The organism is Noviherbaspirillum humi (genome assembly GCF_900188095.1).
In the GTDB taxonomy this organism is placed as follows: Bacteria; Pseudomonadota; Gammaproteobacteria; order Burkholderiales; family Burkholderiaceae_D; genus Noviherbaspirillum; species Noviherbaspirillum humi.
Genome location: NZ_FZOT01000025.1, coordinates 1 through 16,620 on the forward strand (window position 1 = coordinate 1; position 16,620 = coordinate 16,620).

At 61.3% G+C, this 16,620-nt stretch carries 13 protein-coding genes; 6 read left to right on the plus strand and 7 right to left on the minus strand.

Annotated features, from left to right (window positions below; genetic code table 11):
- From CHB88_RS22230 to CHB88_RS24910, 4 genes are all read left to right on the plus strand, one after another.
- Positions 1-1,134 (plus strand): DUF2345 domain-containing protein (locus CHB88_RS22230; RefSeq protein WP_143131432.1); only part of this gene is annotated, 1,134 nt, incomplete at its 5' end.
- Positions 1,134-2,846 carry a lysozyme family protein gene (locus CHB88_RS22235; RefSeq protein WP_089401553.1) on the plus strand — a complete coding sequence of 571 codons (1,713 nt, stop codon included), beginning with the start codon at positions 1,134-1,136 and terminating at the stop codon, positions 2,844-2,846. The genes CHB88_RS22230 and CHB88_RS22235, both read left to right, overlap by 1 nt.
- 2 nt (positions 2,847-2,848) lie before the next feature.
- A complete protein-coding gene (locus CHB88_RS24905) occupies positions 2,849-3,715 on the plus strand; it encodes a hypothetical protein (protein ID WP_143131433.1) in 867 nt (288 codons plus the stop codon).
- 306 nt (positions 3,716-4,021) lie between these two features.
- Entirely contained in the window at positions 4,022-4,501 is a 480-nt protein-coding gene (locus tag CHB88_RS24910) for a hypothetical protein (RefSeq protein ID WP_143131434.1), read from the plus strand.
- 257 nt (positions 4,502-4,758) lie between these two features.
- Here CHB88_RS24910 and CHB88_RS22240 read toward each other — a convergent pair whose 3' ends face one another.
- Positions 4,759-5,853: a substrate-binding domain-containing protein gene (locus CHB88_RS22240; protein WP_089401554.1), complete on the minus strand. Its 1,095-nt coding sequence runs from the start codon at positions 5,851-5,853 to the stop codon at positions 4,759-4,761.
- Between the two features lie 185 nt (positions 5,854-6,038).
- Here CHB88_RS22240 and CHB88_RS22245 point away from each other — a divergent pair, with 185 nt between their 5' ends.
- Positions 6,039-6,800, plus strand: a complete 762-nt coding sequence (locus CHB88_RS22245) for an ABC transporter substrate-binding protein (RefSeq protein ID WP_245845187.1) — start codon at positions 6,039-6,041, stop codon at positions 6,798-6,800.
- Positions 6,801-7,100: 300 nt separating this feature from the next.
- Here CHB88_RS22245 and otnI read toward each other — a convergent pair whose 3' ends face one another.
- The 3 genes from otnI to CHB88_RS22260 form a co-directional block, all read right to left on the minus strand.
- Positions 7,101-7,886, minus strand: a complete 786-nt coding sequence (gene otnI / locus CHB88_RS22250) for a 2-oxo-tetronate isomerase (protein WP_089401555.1) — start codon at positions 7,884-7,886, stop codon at positions 7,101-7,103.
- A 100-nt stretch (positions 7,887-7,986) separates the two neighbouring features.
- Positions 7,987-10,218, minus strand: coding sequence for a family 1 glycosylhydrolase (locus tag CHB88_RS22255; protein WP_245845179.1), 2,232 nt, complete (start codon positions 10,216-10,218; stop codon positions 7,987-7,989).
- A gap of 159 nt (positions 10,219-10,377) precedes the next feature.
- Positions 10,378-11,559 carry a glycosyltransferase gene (locus CHB88_RS22260; RefSeq protein WP_089401556.1) on the minus strand — a complete coding sequence of 394 codons (1,182 nt, stop codon included), beginning with the start codon at positions 11,557-11,559 and terminating at the stop codon, positions 10,378-10,380.
- Between the two features lie 417 nt (positions 11,560-11,976).
- Between CHB88_RS22260 and CHB88_RS22265 the strand changes: the two genes are divergently transcribed.
- Positions 11,977-12,243: a hypothetical protein gene (locus CHB88_RS22265; protein ID WP_089401557.1), complete on the plus strand. Its 267-nt coding sequence runs from the start codon at positions 11,977-11,979 to the stop codon at positions 12,241-12,243.
- 4 nt (positions 12,244-12,247) lie between these two features.
- On the opposite strand, the gene CHB88_RS22270 is transcribed toward CHB88_RS22265, so the two are convergent.
- From CHB88_RS22270 to CHB88_RS22280, 3 genes are all read right to left on the minus strand, one after another.
- The gene (locus CHB88_RS22270) at positions 12,248-13,045 is read right to left on the minus strand and encodes an FkbM family methyltransferase (protein ID WP_089401558.1); all 798 of its coding nucleotides are present in this window, start codon (positions 13,043-13,045) and stop codon (positions 12,248-12,250) included.
- A gap of 211 nt (positions 13,046-13,256) precedes the next feature.
- A complete protein-coding gene (locus tag CHB88_RS22275) occupies positions 13,257-14,657 on the minus strand; it encodes a two-partner secretion domain-containing protein (protein ID WP_176442607.1) in 1,401 nt (466 codons plus the stop codon).
- Positions 14,658-15,197: 540 nt separating this feature from the next.
- Entirely contained in the window at positions 15,198-16,571 is a 1,374-nt protein-coding gene (locus CHB88_RS22280) for an MmgE/PrpD family protein (RefSeq protein ID WP_089401560.1), read from the minus strand.
- Positions 16,572-16,620 lie beyond the last annotated feature (49 nt).

A 16,620-nucleotide genomic window follows, 5' to 3' on the forward strand; every position in this document is an offset into this window, starting at 1 on the left:
CTCGGCTGGCTCGGCCATGCGCGCACCGACGGCAAGGCCGCGCCGCGCGGCGAAGGCATCGAACTGCGCACCGATGCCGCCGCCGCCATCCGGGCGGCAAAAGGCTTGCTGCTCACCGCCGAAGCCCAGCCCCATGCCAACGGTGCCCAGCTGGAACGGCAGCTCTTGCGGCAACTGCTCGACGCCGCCCTGCAGCTGGCCGAACGGCAAGGCGAGCAAGCGCTGCACCAGCATGCGAACCAGCCCGAGACCGGGCACGGCAATCAGCGCATCGATGATGACGCCGTGCCGGCCGGCCGCAGCGAGCAAGGCCACCAGGCGCAGCTGGCCCAGGCGCTGCACGACCTGGAAAACGGCAGCAATACCGCCAAGCAAAAGCACCACGGCGGCCAGCGCCTCATTGCCGCCAGCGGCCCGGACGGCATCGCGCTGGCCAGCGGCCAAAGCATGACGCTGACGGCGCAGACCAACATCGACCAGATCGCCCAGCGCGACAGCAACCAGACCAGCGGCCGGCGCTGGATCCACAACGTCGGCGAATCGATTTCCCTGTTCGTCGGCGGAGCAAAGGCAAAGGTGAAGGACACCTTCAAGCTGATCGCGGCCAAGGGCGGCATGACGCTGCAGGCGCAGGACGGGCCGATGAGCCTGGCGGCGCAGCAGGAGCTCACCATCAGCAGCGTGGGCGGCAAGGTGGTGATCCAGGCGCCGCAGGAGATCCTGCTGGCGGCTGGGGGCGGGTATATCCGTATCGGGCGGGATATCGAGGTGCATTGTCCGGGGCAGCAGTCGCAGAAGGCGGCGAAGTTTGATCTCAACGGGCCGGCTTCCCTGTCGGCGAGCTTGCCCTCGCTGCCCCAAGCCACAGCACGGGAGTCTGCCCGGTTCAGCCAGCAGATCGATCTCAGCGACTTCATCGGCATGGACCCGGAGACCCGCACCGCGATAAGGCAGATGCCCTACGAGGTTCGCACGCCCGACGGCAAGGTAATCCAGCGCGGCTTCACCGACCTGCGCGGCGACACGGCGCGTATCTACACCGACAGCGAGCAGAAGCTGATCCTCGACGTGGGCGACGGCGAATGGTCGCTGTCCATGGACATGAAGCATCGAACCGCAGCAGGAGAGTCGTGATGTTGAAAGAGAAAGAAACAGGCATGCCGTCAAATGAGGATCGTTCGATGGAACCGATGCCTATCACGGCAGTGCCCCCAGAATCCGAACGGTCCGACGACGATTTCTCTTCAGACCGTCCACCTGAAAGTGGCCCACCGAATGCCGCAACGACGCAAGACAAGCCAGCCGTTCATGAAACGCCTATCTTCGAAGATGAAGCTTCCGGACAGCCGTTTGAAGCCATGGAGCCTCCCATACGTGAATGGCGCGGGCCTCTCGAGGGAATGTTGGAACTGCGCGTCAATGATTGGCACGGCCAGCCCATCCCTCATCTTGCCATCCGGGTGATGAACAACAAAAAGGTGGTGTTTGATGGAAAGACGGATGCCAAAGGCCAGGTTCCCAGCATCACTGGCTTGAAAATCAATACGACATTCGAGATCCACGTCCGCCGGGACTCGGGCAAGTACAAATTCGCTGCAATTGGAAAAATCCACGGCGAGGAAAATTACGCCTGCCTGCAAAGTCCGAAGACCCGTTTTGAGTTCAGCACCGAACCGCATACGGGCGGGCCTGGCAATGCGGACACTCAGAAGGACAAGATTGCAGCCAGCCACAACCAAAAACCGGCCGCTCAACCCGTTATCACTGGAAACCCGGACAAGAAGCCTGAGCTAGAAGCGGGAAGAAATAAAGATGGCTACCCTAAAGCCACCGTGCTCGATGGCCTGCGCAATTTCCTCAACCAGAACAGGGATGATCTGGTTCCCGCCACGGCGACGTCGTCCGATATCGAGGTGGCGAAGCGCCTGATCGAATTCGCCGAGAAGCAGGCCTGCTGGGAGTACAGCCACGGCATCACCAGCGATGCCTACGTCAAGCAGATGCAGAACAAGACCTTCGTCGAGCCGTCGGCCAAACCCAAGCGAAGTTCCAAAGGCATGTGCAACAAGTACGTCAAGATCGCGCTGTGGTATGCCTACCATGTCGGCGACGATCTGAAGCTGATTGGCAGCGGCGTCAGTCCGGCCCGCCTGATGGGCAAGGCGTTACTGGATGCGGGGTTCAAGGAAATATCGAGTGAGCTTCCTGATGCGCGCTGGGCTGCGCCGGGGGATGTGATCGTGTATGAAAAGAAGGGGTCACCTTCAGCGGACGGGCATATCGATATACGAACCTACGATGGGTATATCAGCGATTTTTGGACGCCAAATTTTCCGGTTCAGAGATTTAAGGTGATCGGCATCTATAGAAAATGCTATGACCCTATGCCTGCAAAGAGGATGCGCGCTTTTCTTATGACAATCGCTTCGAGGGAGGCCGAACAAATTTTTACTAATGACGGTTATGAGGAAGCGTACCGCACTTTACCAAGAACGGGTAAGTTTAATGACTTTACGAGTCATCCATTTGCCAACAACAGGAAAGCACCGAATGCATCAGGCGCTTACGGGATACTCGAATCGACTTGGAGACTTTATTTACCATATGTTGAAGTAGGACCCGACGGTTTAACTTTTTCGCCAAGAATGCAGGACTGCCTTGCCATCGCAATAATGGAACAGGTCGAAAACGTACTTAAATTAGTACGAACTGGCGAAATAGAAGCGGCAGCAACTATCTTGGCAAAAAGAGATTGGCCATCATTTCCCGGCGGTTCCCAGTCAGGGAGATATACAAAGGAGCAAATGTTGGCGAATTTCAACCGGTTTTTGGGGCAGATGAAATGATCGTGGATATCCATTCGCCAAAATTTTTAATTCGTCTCGCCTTTTTAGTGGCTTTATTAATTCAGTTCAGGGTATATGCAAATGAATCTGTAAAGCCAAATATCTGTAACTCTTTTGCAAACGGAAAACCAAAAGCGGTACTACTCAATTCAGCCGGCCATGCCGTCAGCAAAATAGATTTAGGAAATGTCTCTATTCATACCAGCACGTTCGATGGAAATTTTTTTATTTCGAATTCAAATTATAGGTTGATTGTTTATCCTAAACGCCTAGAGATACGTGAGGGATGTTCAAATGCCACCTGCTTTTTCAAGAAAGCTGCAAAACCTCGGTGTCAAGGTACCTCCGAATTTGAACTGAGTGCTGGTATCAATCCTAGAAATTTTCGACCGGGCGTTTTTGCCAGCAGCCTTATGATTTCGTTCTTCGATCCTAGGCTTATCAATCCAGAGGCAGTTGAAATCAAACTGCTTTTCGATGAAAAGATAGTCGGTTCCCTTTCATTACCTTGGGTCGAGATAGAAAATTCCGATTCTTTGGAAAATGAACTTCGCTTTTTGTCGAAGGGCAGCATTAATCAGATCGAGATATCGGTCATAAATAGCGGTACTGAGTCAGTAAGCTTGATGTCGTGGCAGACAGATCCGATAACGGCACCAGATTTGCTGATTGCAGACGCCTCTTGTTCAGGCAGAACGCTTGGGCCAAAGGAAACGTGCCGGTTTTTTTTAAGGAAGACTAGTCAAGGAAAGCCCCAGGGTAAGGTATATCACTGGCTACTTCCTACAAATTTCATTGAAAGTTCACTTCATTTAACTGTTATTCAAAACACTAGTGAAAATCCACGCGTGAGTTCAAAATTTAAATGATTCAGATGTGGCCGTGGCCGAAGTGCTCCTGCGCAGAGCTTCGTGATAAATAAGATGTCGGTGTTGTGATCTGTCTTTGTTAATGTTGAATGAGATGGTTTTAAAATAGAGTGTCTTTCAGGTTTCAGGGTCCGGCTCACTGGACTGCACTGCCAAAAATTTTTCTGCAGGCAGTTTGAATAAATATCGCAAACTCTACGCCATGCGGCTTGTTATTAATAAATCAGGTCAAAACAAGGAAATTGATAAATAATAAATTGTCGCGTGGTACGCTTAAGCTACCAAGATGCTTCGGAAGGCTGGTCCATGCCCATTTATAGAGAATATGATAACCGCGAAAACAAAGAGCTAGCCGAAGCTCTATTCAAATGCATCCTTGATCAATTTCCACTCTTTAAATATGAGCTTGGCGAAACCGATCAACTCGATGTTTGTATTAACCTCCCGGTTCAAAAAAGTTTGAAGTTTGAAACTTCCCTATATTTGGATCACGATATGCTATCGCTAGGTATCGATCACTTCAGATTCGTGTACTTTCCGGTGGCAGATGAGGAAGTGCGGAAAGTGTACGAAGTTGCAGCGGTAGGCTTCCTTAGTGGAACCTACCAGATAACACATGAATATCGAGGGAAGACAAAAATTCGCACGGTACTTGAGAAACAAAAAGACTTACCATGCATGGTAAGTTCGATCTCTGAGACATCGTTCTGGCCACCATGGAAAAAAACGTATGTCGTGTGGCGAAACGATCTTGCTGATAGCGAAAACGACATCCTGGGCTCGTAGGAATTTAAACTAATCCAACTCGCTAGTGTTTCCAGCGGCTGCAGTATGTGATCAATCAAGCATTGGATGGGCGTTACCGATCCGGCATTCGTTTATTGAGCAAAAAGCGTCAAGCAGCATATCGATCTGCATGAGACGGGGTTTATGACCGGTAGGTTGCCCTGTTCTCCCTTATCACTAGGATTCAGACACGTAAAAAACCTGTCTGCTAGCCTTCCTAAAGGCGTCACAGGTTCAGCTTAAGATTTCCACGCAGCCTACTTCCTCGTCTTGAACGAATACCAAGGCATCACCTGCTTCAGCGACGCGACGTTTCCTGCATGGTCGGCGTCATACCCCGCCAATCCCGCGATCGCCCCCTGCCAGCGCCGGCTGCGCAGCAGGGTTAGCAGGCTCACGATGGCCGGTTCCTCGAGCGTCTCCTTGAGGCAGGCCAGGTAATACTGCTCCCGCAACAGCGGAATGAAATGCAGACCGAACTGCGCGGCGGCGGCGGCGAGGCCGAAGCCGGCGTCGGCCTGGCGGGAGGCGATGGCGGCTGCGACCGAGAGGTGGGTGGCTTCCTCGTCGCCGAAGCCGCGTATGCGGGACGAGTCGATGTTCTCGGCGGCCAGCAGCTGTTCGATTTCGAGCCGGGTGCCGGAGCCGGTCGGGCGGTTCACGAAGCGCACGTCTTCCCGCACCAGGTCACGCAGTCCTTTGATGGCAAGCGGATTGCCGGGTGCCGCCATCAGGCCCTGCTGCCGGTTGAGGAAGGTGATCAGCTTGTGCTTGCCGGGCTTGAGCAGTTTCTTGAAGGCCTTCTGCGTCAGCGAACCCCGCGCCCGGTCCTCGCTCACATGGAAGCCGGCCAGCAGGCAGTCGCCGCGCGAAAGCGCTTCCACGCATTCCATGCTGCCTCTGAACTGGAGGTCCAGATGCAGCTTGGCTTCCTCCGCCATGAATTCCTTCAGCCGCGGCAGCGCCAGGTCATGACTGGCATGCAGCGTGATGACATGGGCATGCGGGTCGAAGGCAAGGGCGAATTCCCGCTCCATCTGCGCTACCAGGTTGTCGATGTGCGGCAGCGCCCGCGCCTTGGCGCGCTGCTCGGCGAAGAGCAGCTTCTCGCCGAAGCCGGTCAGCCGCGCCCGCTTGCCGCGCTCCCATTGAATCAATTCCTGGCCGAGGTCTGCTTCCCATTTCTTCAGCGCCCCCCAGACATGGCGGTAGGACAGCCCGAGATGCCGCGCGCTTTGGGCAATGGAGCCGGTGCGGTGAATGGCGGCCAGCAGGTCGAACAGGGGATTGTCGAGCTGGTGCTGCGCTTCGGGCGTCTCGGTGAAGCTGTAGCTGAATTTCAGGTGGAGCATATGCAAGCCGGTTCATATTGGAGTGGTGCAAGGCGGTCTGTACCATAGCACAACGTCAATTTCGCCTCGGCAGCGCGAACTTCGAACGAGGTTCATGCGAGAGGAGTCAACTCGATGATGGGGAGTGCATGATGAAAAAATGGGCAAGATGGGGGCTGGCCGCCGGCCTGCTCGCCACATCGTTGATGGGGTCGGGCGGCGCCTGGGCGCAGCAGGTGCTGCGCCTGTCCACCACCACCAGCACCGACAATTCCGGCCTGCTGCAATACCTGCTTCCGATCTTCGAGGCCAGGAGCAATCTCAAGGTCCAGGTCATCGCCGTCGGCACCGGCAAGGCGCTGGAGCTGGCGAAGAATGGCGATGTCGATGTCACCCTGGTCCATGCGCGTGCGGCGGAGGAAAAGTTCGTCGCCGAGGGCCATGGCGTGAACCGGCGCGACGTGATGTACAACGATTTCCTTATCGCCGGCCCGGTGTCCGACCCGGCCGGCATCAAGGGCAGCCGCGACGTCATGCAGGCGCTGCGCAAGATCGTCGACAGCAATGCGCGATTCATTTCGCGCGGCGACAACTCCGGCACCGACATCATGGAGAAGGCATATTGGAAGCAGCTCGGCGCCCAGCCGAAGGGCAGCAGCTACGTCGCCGCCGGCCTCGGCATGGGCGAGGTGCTGAACATGGCGGCGCAGATGCAGGGCTATACCCTGACCGACCGCGCCACCTATGGCGCCTACAAGGCCAAGACCGGGCTGATCGTCGCCGTCGAGGGCGACCCGAAGATGTTCAATCCCTACGGCATCATCGCCGTCAATCCGGCCAAGTACAAGGACATCAACTACAAGGGCGCGATGCAGCTGATCGACTGGATGACTTCGCCGGAAGGGCAGAAGAAGATCGCCGAGTTCAAGGTGGACGGCCAGCAGGTGTTCTTCCCGTCGGCGAAATGAGCGCTCGTGCCGGCCAACGGAAATCGCAGGAAGCTTGCCGGTGCGGCACGCGTGATGGCGGAAATGGGCCTCCCATAGTGGTTTGATGCGGCAGGCATCCGCGTCGTCCTGCGCCAGTAGAAGCGCCCTGCATACCGGATCGCTTGAACATGCGGAGCGCCAGGGCAGCCGTGCCCGGGCCGCCCGGCGGCGGCGAACCGCTGCTCGCGCAATGCATGTCCGGGCCGGGAAGGCAAGCCGCCTGCGGGAATGCAGCGCATGCCCGTCAGCCGAATCGCGTCCGTATCGGCAGCAGGCCGCTCAGTGCTTCGCAACGAACTCCCGCATCCACCCCAAGCCCTCCACCGTTCCGCGCGCCGGCCGGTATTCGCATCCGATCCAGCCTTCGTAGCCGAGCTCGTCGAGCAGGCGGAACAGGTAGGGATAGTTGAGCTCGCCGGTGTCCGGCTCATGCCGCCCGGGCACCCCGGCAATCTGGACGTGGCCCACATGGGGCAGATACTGCCTCACCTTGGTCGCGATGTCGCCCTCCACGATCTGCGCATGGTAGAAGTCCATCTGCACCTTCAGGTTGGGCGCGCCCACTTCCTCGCGGATGGCATGGGCCTCCGCCTGCGTGTTGAGGAAGTAGCCGGGAATGTCGCGGGTGTTGATCGGCTCGATCATGATCTCCAGCCCGTGCCTCGCGGTTTCGGCGGCGGCATGGCGCAGGTTGTCGATATACAGGCGGCGACGCGGTTCACGCTGCGCATCCGGCGGCAGCAGTCCGGCCATCACATGCAGCCGCGGCGTGCCGAGCGCCTTGGCGTAAGCGATCGCCTGGCCGAGGCTGGCGCGAAACTCCGCCTCCCTGCCGGGGAGGCTGGCCATGCCGCGTTCACCCTGGCTCCAGTCACCGGGCGCCAGGTTGAACAGCACGTTTTTCAGGCCATGGGCCTGCAGCCGGGCGGCGATGTCTTGCGCCGGGAACTCATAGGGAAAAAGAAATTCGACCGCCTCGAAGCCCGCTTCGGCGGCGGCCGCGAAGCGCTCCAGGAAGGGCACTTCATTGAACATCATGGACAGGTTGGCGGCAAATTTGGGCATGGCGTCTCCGTGGCTGCGTTGTCCGGCTGGCAACCGGCATGCGTCGATTGTAGCCGGTGCCCAGGCATCGGGGCGCCGCATGCCTGCGGCACCCGTCCGGTCAGCCTCCGCCGTAGTTCGCCGCCTGGCCGGCCTCGTCTTCTTCCGCCGCCGTCTGGCGCTGGCCGAGATAGCGTGTCAGCGCATCATCGAGGTTCGGCAGCAGCAGGCCATGCTCGCTGTGCAGCGCGCTCCACGCCGGCCGCGCCGCCGTCCAGCCGAAGCTGGCGGCGGGGCGGGCTTCCAGACGGCCGGCATCGATTCCCGCTTTCTCGCAGGCCTTCAGCGCCAGGTCGGCCCAGCTCAGCGGCTGGGCATTGGTCAGATGCCAGATGCCGCTGGCGCGGTCGATCAGCAGGTCCAGGCAGGCATGCACCAGGTCCGGCACATAGGTCGGCGACACCACCATGTCGCTCGCGGCGGCGAAGGATTCCCCCTTGGCCAGAGCCTGCAGCGCCAGGGTGACGAAGTTGTGCTTGTCCCAGGGGCCGAAGAAGGCGCTGGTGCGCACCACCAGCGCATCCGGGCAGTTCTCCAGCACACGCTGCTCCGCCTCCGCCTTGCTGCGGCCGTAGACGTTGAGCGGATTGACCGGGTCGCTTTCCACATAGGGCGTGCCCTTGGCGCCGTCGAACACCAGGTCGCTGGAAAAGGTCAGCAGCTGCACGTCGTGCCGGATGCAGGCAATCGCCAGTACCGATGGGCCGTAGGCGTTCTCGCGCATGCAGCGCTCGACATCGTGCTCGGCATCGTCCACGCGCACGTAGCCGCCGGCATTGATGATGGCCCAGGGCCGGTGTCGCTCGATCGCCGCTTCCACCGAATCCGGATCGGCGATGTCCATCTCCTGCCGCGTCATCAGGCGGTAGGCGATGTTGCGGGTTTCGCAGATGCGGGCGAAGGCCGCGCCGAGGGTGCCGGTGGCGCCGCTGATGAGCACCGGCTGCACCAGGTGCTCGCGCGCATGCTGGCGCTCGGCGCTGAGGGATGCCAGCGCGTCGCGGCTGGCTACCGGCGGACAGAAGAAGCGACCGGGCCGGCGCCACCAGCCCTGGCCCTGCAGCACCGGGTGCGACGGCTCGCGCCGCACCGACAGCTCCCGCATCAGCCGCGCCACCGCCGTTGGCCGCGGCCGGCCGCTGCGCACGTCGAACGGTCCCGGCTCATAGTAGCCGTGGCAGGCGGTGACGAGGCAGTTCCAGTCATAGGAGCCGAGCAGCGCCCATACCGTGACGGCGCGCACGTCGGCGCCGCTGTCGCGCGCTTCCTGCGCGGCTTCCCAGATCTCCAGCAGCCAGCGCAGCTGGTCTTCGCGGTTGGAGTCGATATGCGCCTCGGTCACCGCGATCGGCAGGCGATAGCGCTCCCAGCATTCCTGCAGCAGCGGGCCGATGCCCGGCGTCGGCACGGCCAGCGCCCGCGGCGCCTCGATGTCCGCATGGTGATACTCGTGATACGTATGGACGAAGCGCTCCGGATAGCGCTCCACCCGGTGGTCCACCCAGCGCTCGCTGGTGATGTAGTAGTTGGCGCCGATGATATCCGGCGGGCAGGCGTTGTCGCGGAACCAGAGGAAGTCCTGTTCCGGAATGCCGGTGTCGAGCAGGTAACGCCACATCGGATGTTCCGGGCCGACCTTGCCGCACAACAGGTCCCAGGACAGCCAGCGCCGGTCGTTGTAGAAGTTGGCCAGCTCCGCCATCTCCGGCGTGCTGTAGGTCTTGCCGAGGTCGTCGGTCTGGACCAGCTTCGCCTCCGGGTTGACGGCGCGGATGGCGCGCATCGACAGCACCACCGCCTTGCATTGCGTCAGCAGCGCCTGGATGAAGGTGCGCTCGTCATGGCCGTGCGGGTACCACACGCCGTACAGGCCGGAAAAGCGGGCGGTGGTGAGCGGTTCGTTGACCGGGGTGTAGTACTCCACCCAGGGATAGCGCTGCGCCACCGCGCCGGCGAACTCCGCCAGCTTCTCAGGAAACTGCGGATCGATCAGGCTGGTGTGGCGCGGGCCGCTGCCATGGTGCACCAGGCCGACGATGGGCGTGACGCCGAGGCGGCGCAAATGCGGCAGGCGTTCGTCCGGCCATGACCAGTCGGCGCTGTCCAGTCCTTCGGGCGCGGTGCGCTCCCACAGCACCGGATAGCGGATGGCCTTGATGCCGAGCGAGGCGAAGCGCTCCAGGTCTTCGCGCCGGCCGGCATGGCCGTTTCTTTCCATCTGGCTGAAGTAATCGTCCAGAACCCGGTTGACGGTGCATTCGAGTCCGCCCCATAGCTCGATGTGCTGATTCATAGGTCGAATGTCGTTATCCATGGTTTGAGGTAATGATTCGAGGGAGATAAGGCTTCGACGAGCCGGACGTCATGCGGCGTCCGGCTCGATTGACGGGCGGCCGCTTCCGGCCGCCGCTGGGTCTTGATCCGTGCTTGCTCTGGCTATGCGGTTGTTCAGTCAGTCGCGAGCGGCGGCACGGGATGCGCTCGACGAGCCGGCTTGCAGCGGGAAGGCATCTTCCTGGGCGACTTCGTCCTGGTCCTCCCAGGCGTCGAGCTGCTTGATCAGGTTGTGCATTTCCGATGCGGTGACGTTCCAGGAGGTGCGCGACAGCTTCTCGCGCATCATCCTGACCTTCTTGCGCTTCTCATCGCTCGACATGCCGATGACGCGTTCGCAGGCGGCGATGAAGTCCTGCGTGCCGTTGGCGATTTCCACCACGTCGCTGTGCAGGTCGACCACGTCCTTAATCGGCGTGGAGACGATGGGCAGTTCGGCCGCCATGTATTCCAGCGACTTGGTGGGGCTGATGAACTTGGTGGACTCGTTCAATGCGAACGGCATCAGGCAGACATCCCAGGCCGCGAGGAAATGCGGCAGGGCGGTATAGGGCTGCTGGCCCATGTAGTGAACGTTCGGCCGCTGCGGCAGGATGGCGGGATCGATCTTCACCACCGGCCCGACCAGCACGAGCTGCCACTCGGGATGGGCATCTGCCAATGCGCCGACCAGATCGACATCCAGCCGCTCGTCGATCACGCCATAGAAGCCGAGGCGCGGTCGCGGCAGGTTCTGGTGCGTCGGATGGGCGATGTTGCGGTCCAGCGCCTGGCGGAAGTGGTTGACGTCGACGCTGCTCGGGAAGCAGTGCGCATTGCGGTTGCGCTGCCGCTTCGACTGATAGAGGCTGGGGCCGCCGGCGAACACCAGGTCGGCCATGTCGAGCAGCTTGCGCTCGCGCTCCACCAGATGCGGCGGCGGGTTCTTGAAGGCGCTGAGTTCATCCATGCAATCGTAGATGACATGCTGGGCCCGGACTTCATCGAGCAGCGGCAGCGCCATAGGCGTGTAGAACCAGACGATGGGATTATCCAGTCCATCCGCCACTTCCTGAACCATCTGGCGCAGGTAAGGCATTTGCGCATCGTGGAAGCCGAATTCCCTGACGGGGGTCAGGGGACGGTAGACCGTAAGATTGGGAAGCGGCCGGGATTCGCTCAGTTCCGGCGGGCCGTCACGGAATTCGGGTTCCTCGAAGAAAATGATCTGATAATTTTCCGCGAGTCGGGACAGAAGATGCTGGGGGCGCTGATAGACGAAGTCCCAGCGCAGGTGAGAAAAGACGATTATCGAGCGCATTCAATCTCCGGATCTTGGCAGGCTGTTGACTAAGTATTGACTAACTAATAAGGATGAGAAGGCGGAAAGCCGGATTTGTTCCCACTCTTGAGACCATTCAAACGATTCGTTGCCTCCGGTCATTTCAAAACACGCCAAAGAAGAACAGCAGCAACAACGTGAGCAGTATCGAGACCACGAGAGAGCCGAAACAGCCCAGCTTGCTGGAAAAGAAGAAGAACATGGCGCGTCATGAAGGGCAGAGGCTGGTTGAAAACGAAGTCTGCCTTGTCTGCGGCAAAGGGTGGTTGCGCTTCATCACCATTGATGAGGGAACCGGTAGCAGGCGGTGCCTGCGCGAACGCCCGGCAGGCATGCCGGCGAACTCGGCGCGGCGTCCGCGCTCTACCCGTGGGGATCAGCCAAGGAGAGGCATCGATGAAGCAAAGAGACGTGCAGGACGGCGCGGGCATCACATGGACCTGCGTACAAGCCTTCAGCGGCGCGGAAACGCCGGCTGCGCGCGAAGCGCAGAAGCGGATGACGAACGCGGATGAAGAGGTGGCGGTGGTTTGCACGCCGAGCGGCGGCGAACAGACGGTGCGCCTGTCCTTGCCCGCCGCCTGGCGGGAGCAGATGGCGGACGATCAGCTGCTCGCCGCGATCGAGGCGCATCGCGGCGACGCGGAGGAACGCCGGGCGTGAACCGCTACGCCACCTTTATCTGCGCGGCGGCCGGATCGCTTTCATGGACGGCGAGCAGATTGATGCCCAGCTCGAAGACCTGGTAATCCAAGGCCTGCAGCATGCCGCGCAGGTCGGCCTCGTTCGTCTTGATCTTTTCCACCAGAAGCTGCGGCCGGCACTTCTGCAGCGTGGCCCGTCCGCCTTCCAGCGCTTCGAATTCCATGCCTTCGATGTCCAGCTTGAGGAAGTCGAGACGTTCCAGCTGCAGGTCGTCCAGCGCCAGCATCCGCACTTCCTGCGTCCTGTCATCGCCATAGTCGAGATCCTGGCCGATGAACTCGTTATGCTCCCGCCGGCGCAGCTCCACGCTGCCGAAGCTCGACGGAATGAAATAGTTGGGTTGCGGGGCGCGGATGGCGCCGGTCTGTCCGCCGATGGCGGCCCAGAAGGCGCGGGCGTTGAAGCAATTGTTGAGCGCGATGTTCCCGGCCAGCGCATAGAAGATCCGTTCCTGCGCCTCGAAGGCCAGCACCTGTCCCCAGCCGTGCATCAGCCGCGCCCATTCGAGGGTGTGCACGCCGACATTGGCGCCGCAATCCAGCGCCACCACCCCGGCGCCGAAATGCTCCCGCCGCAGCAGCAGCAACTGCATCACCGAATTCACTTCCTCCGGATCGAAGCAGCCGGCATTGAGCAATTGGAAGCCGACGCCATAGCCGCCTTCCGGCAGCAGCCGGTAGTCATGGCGGTTGACCAGCATGCTGCCATGGTTGGTGGAAGCGAGGACGAAGGCGGCGGGACGTCGGGGAAGGTGGTTCATCGGTGGGCTCCGGCATGGGCTGGGTGAGGGCTAGTCCGGAAACTGTACGAGCTGGCTTGCGCGGGCGCTACCTGACTGATGTCATGCCCGATTCATGGGAGGCTGTGTCTTGCCCGGGCACGGATGAAGTGAAGAAGACTTGCCTCATGCGATCGAAGGGAAGGCCGGTCCGGCGGTTCTTGCCTCGACCGGCCTTTCACGGCTTGACCGCTTAATTGCGGGTGATGAGTGCGCCGTTTGTCGTCAGGCTGCCGGTTGGGGCGACGATACCGCCGCTCCGGGCAACGAGGCTGCCGCTCGATGCGCTCAGGTCCGCCCCTGTCATGGTCGGCGCGCCATTGAAGAGGGTCAGGCTGCCGCCTGTGGTCAGGCTGCTGGTGCCGACGAGGGTGACGCCCGTGTTGGTCAGGCTGCCGCCCAGGGTGACGCTGCCGCCGGCAGGATAGCCGCTGCTCACGGTGATCGGCCCGCCGTTCAGCGTCAGGCTACCGCCCGTGGTGGCGTAGCCGGAGCCCGAAGTGGAAAGGTTGCCGCCGACCGTCAGATTGCCGCTCTTGATGGCAGTGCCACCCGTGGTGATCGAGCCGCTTGCGACGAGACTGCCGCCAACCAAGACGCCGCCGCTCATCGCAGCACCGCTGTTATCGTAGGTCTTGCCGGCGACCGGAACAGTGATGGGAAGCAGTAACATGCCTGACGGCGTTGCCTGCAAAGCGATTGCCTTCGGAGCAGGAGCAGGAATCGGGGCCGGAGCAGGGGCCGGAGCAGGAGCCACGTTGCCGCCGCTCAGGCTCATGGCGCTGCCGCTGAAGGCAAGCTCGCGGCCTTGCGGTTGCGCCGCCTTCACCTCCGGAGCAAGTCGCACCACGCCATCCCTGATGTGCAGCGAGGCTGCCTGCACCGTACCGCTATTGCTGACGACCGCGCCGGCCAGCTTCCCGGCCGCCCGGGCGTCCATGTACACGGTGCCGCCCTCGGCGATGATCATGTGCCGGTTCTCCACCAGGCTCTTGACGGTGGCGCCGTCAACCTTGATGTCCACCAGGCCATTGCCGCTCAGGTTCAGCGCCACCTTGTCGCCGGCAGCCATCGCTACCGAACCCAGCCTGGCGGTGATCACGCCTTCGTTGCGCACGCTCGGCGCCAGCAGGCTGACGTAGCCGCCTTCGCCTGCCATGATCGTTCCCTGGTTGACGACCTGCGCGGCGCCTGTCTTGCGCGCGAAGAGATAGCGGCCAGCCTTGAAGTCAGGGTCGGCGATGCTCATGGTGGAAGCCGCGAGGCTTCCCACGTTGACCTGGGCGGTCGGGCCGAACAGGATGCCTTGCGGATTGACGAGGAAGACCTGGCCGTTGGCTTGGAGCCGTCCGTAGATCTCGCTGGGCGCCGTGCCGGTGACGCGGTTGAGCGCGATGGCGCTGCTGTCTGGCTGATTGAAGCGCACGGCGGCATCGCGGCCGATGTCGAAGCGCTTCCATTCGATGATGGCTTTGAGTGTGGACTGGTTCACCGTCATGGAGGCGCCGCTTTGCGCCACACTGACCGCGCCGGAAACGACACGGCCGCCGGAGGGCAGCGTCTTCGGCGCCACCTCGGCCATGGCCGAATGCATGGCGCCCATTGAAGCCAGCAGGGCGGCGCAGGCATTGACCAGCGCAAGGCGCCACGGCGACCCATGCCCGCTGTCTGCATGCCCTGCCTTTGACCGGCCGTGGCCGATGGCCCCGGCCGCAGCGCGGAGCGCGGGTTGTTGGGTGGGCGAATGAAGGTCGTTTGAATGCTGCGGATTTTCCATGCTGGCCTCGGGTTTGTGTCGAAGACAATTGATAAAAATTCAACTTCAGCATAGAAAAGGCGGACGGCTACCGCCATATGACAAAGGTCACGAAGCCAGCGCCTGTCGTGCCGCGCTCACGCTGTTGCGCAAGGTGTTTCCGACAATGCGTTGGCTTGCCGGCACATGATGCACAGGGATAGGCGATGCCTTGGCTGCGATGAGCGGACGGATCGACGCGTGTCTGATCGATAGCAGAAAACCGGTGCCGAAAAAGAAGAAGGGCGGTCGCTTGGACCGCCCTTCGTCGAAATGAAGCGCTCATGGGCATCAGGGCTTCGGTGGTTCAGGCAGGCGTGGCCGCCTGCCTTGAAGCCGTCAAGCCGTGGCCGCCGCCACCAGTTCGGTCGCGTTCGGCAGCGATGCCAGGCGCATCGCCAGCGACCACGCCTGCTCCGACTTCGCTGCGCCGATGATGGGCGTGCTCTGGTCGACGAACTTGGCCTTGAGCTGCTCGTCGCTCATCGGATGCTCGACGCTGCCGATCGCATGCTCGACGAAGACGTGCAGCTTGCGGCCGTCGACGGTGTCGATGGTGACGTCGGCGGAAGCCTCGTCGATGCTGTCGTCGACGACGGCTTCGACCCTGGAGCGCAGCGCCACCACGTCGTCGCGGGTGACGATCTCGTCGGCGTATTCATGCTCGCCGGCGCGGCCGAAGATGATGCCGGCGGCGCAGGAGTGGTAAACGCTGAACTTGCCCTGCAGGCCGTCGGCGGGCGTCTTCTTGCCGGTCAGTTCCAGCACCAGCGAATGCACCTTGATCGTCACCTTCGCGATGTCGGCCGGCTTCAGGTCGTACTTGTCGCGCAGCTGCACGCAGCCGTCGATGCTGGGGTGGATCACGATGCCGCAGGCGAAGGGCTTGTAGGTGTTGAGGGCGATCTCCCAGGTCTTGCCGAGGTTCTCGGTGACTTCCGACCAGTCGGTCTTGTCGGAGAACACCTGCAGCAGGCCGCGCGGCGCTTCCAGCGCGCGCTTGGAAGCGGTGAAGCCATGCTTGGCCATCAGCGCGGCGGTCATGCCGGCCTTGGCGGCGGCGCCGGGATGGAAGGGCTTGGTCATGGTGCCGAACTGCTCGCGCAGGCCGACCGGCTGCGAGGCGGCGATGCCGAGCGCCATCTGGGTGCGGGCGGCGTCGAGCTTGAGCAGGCGGGCGCAGGCGGCGGCGCTGCCGAGCATGCCGGTGGAGCCGGTGATGTGCCAGCCGCGGTCGTAGTGGTTCGGGTACACCGCGTTGCCGACGCGGCAGGAGACTTCGATGCCGATCACCAGCGCGTCGAGCATCTCGCGGCCGCTGCTGCCGATGCGCTCGGCCAGCGCCAGGATGGCGGAGGCAACCGGGCCGGCCGGATGGATGATGGTCTTCAGGTGGGTGTCGTCGAAGTCGAAGGTGTGCGAGCTGATGCCGTTGATCAGCGCGGCATTGGCCATGTCCACCTTTTCCTTGCGGCCGATGAGGGAAGCTTGCGGCGCCGGCTCGAATTCGGCGATGGCGGCGACTGCCGCCTGCACGGTCTCATGCTGGGACGGGCCGATGGCGCAGCCCAGCCAGTTGGCGAAGGTGCGGTGCGCTTCGCGCTCGACCTGGTCGTCCCAGCCGCGGGAAGGATGCTCGACGATGAACTTGGCCAGCATCTCGGTGATGCCGGGAGCGTTGTGGTCTGCCTTGACGGTGGTATTGCGTGCCATGTTTCTGCCTTACAGGAAATGAATGGTAGTTGAATCGGAAGTCGAAATT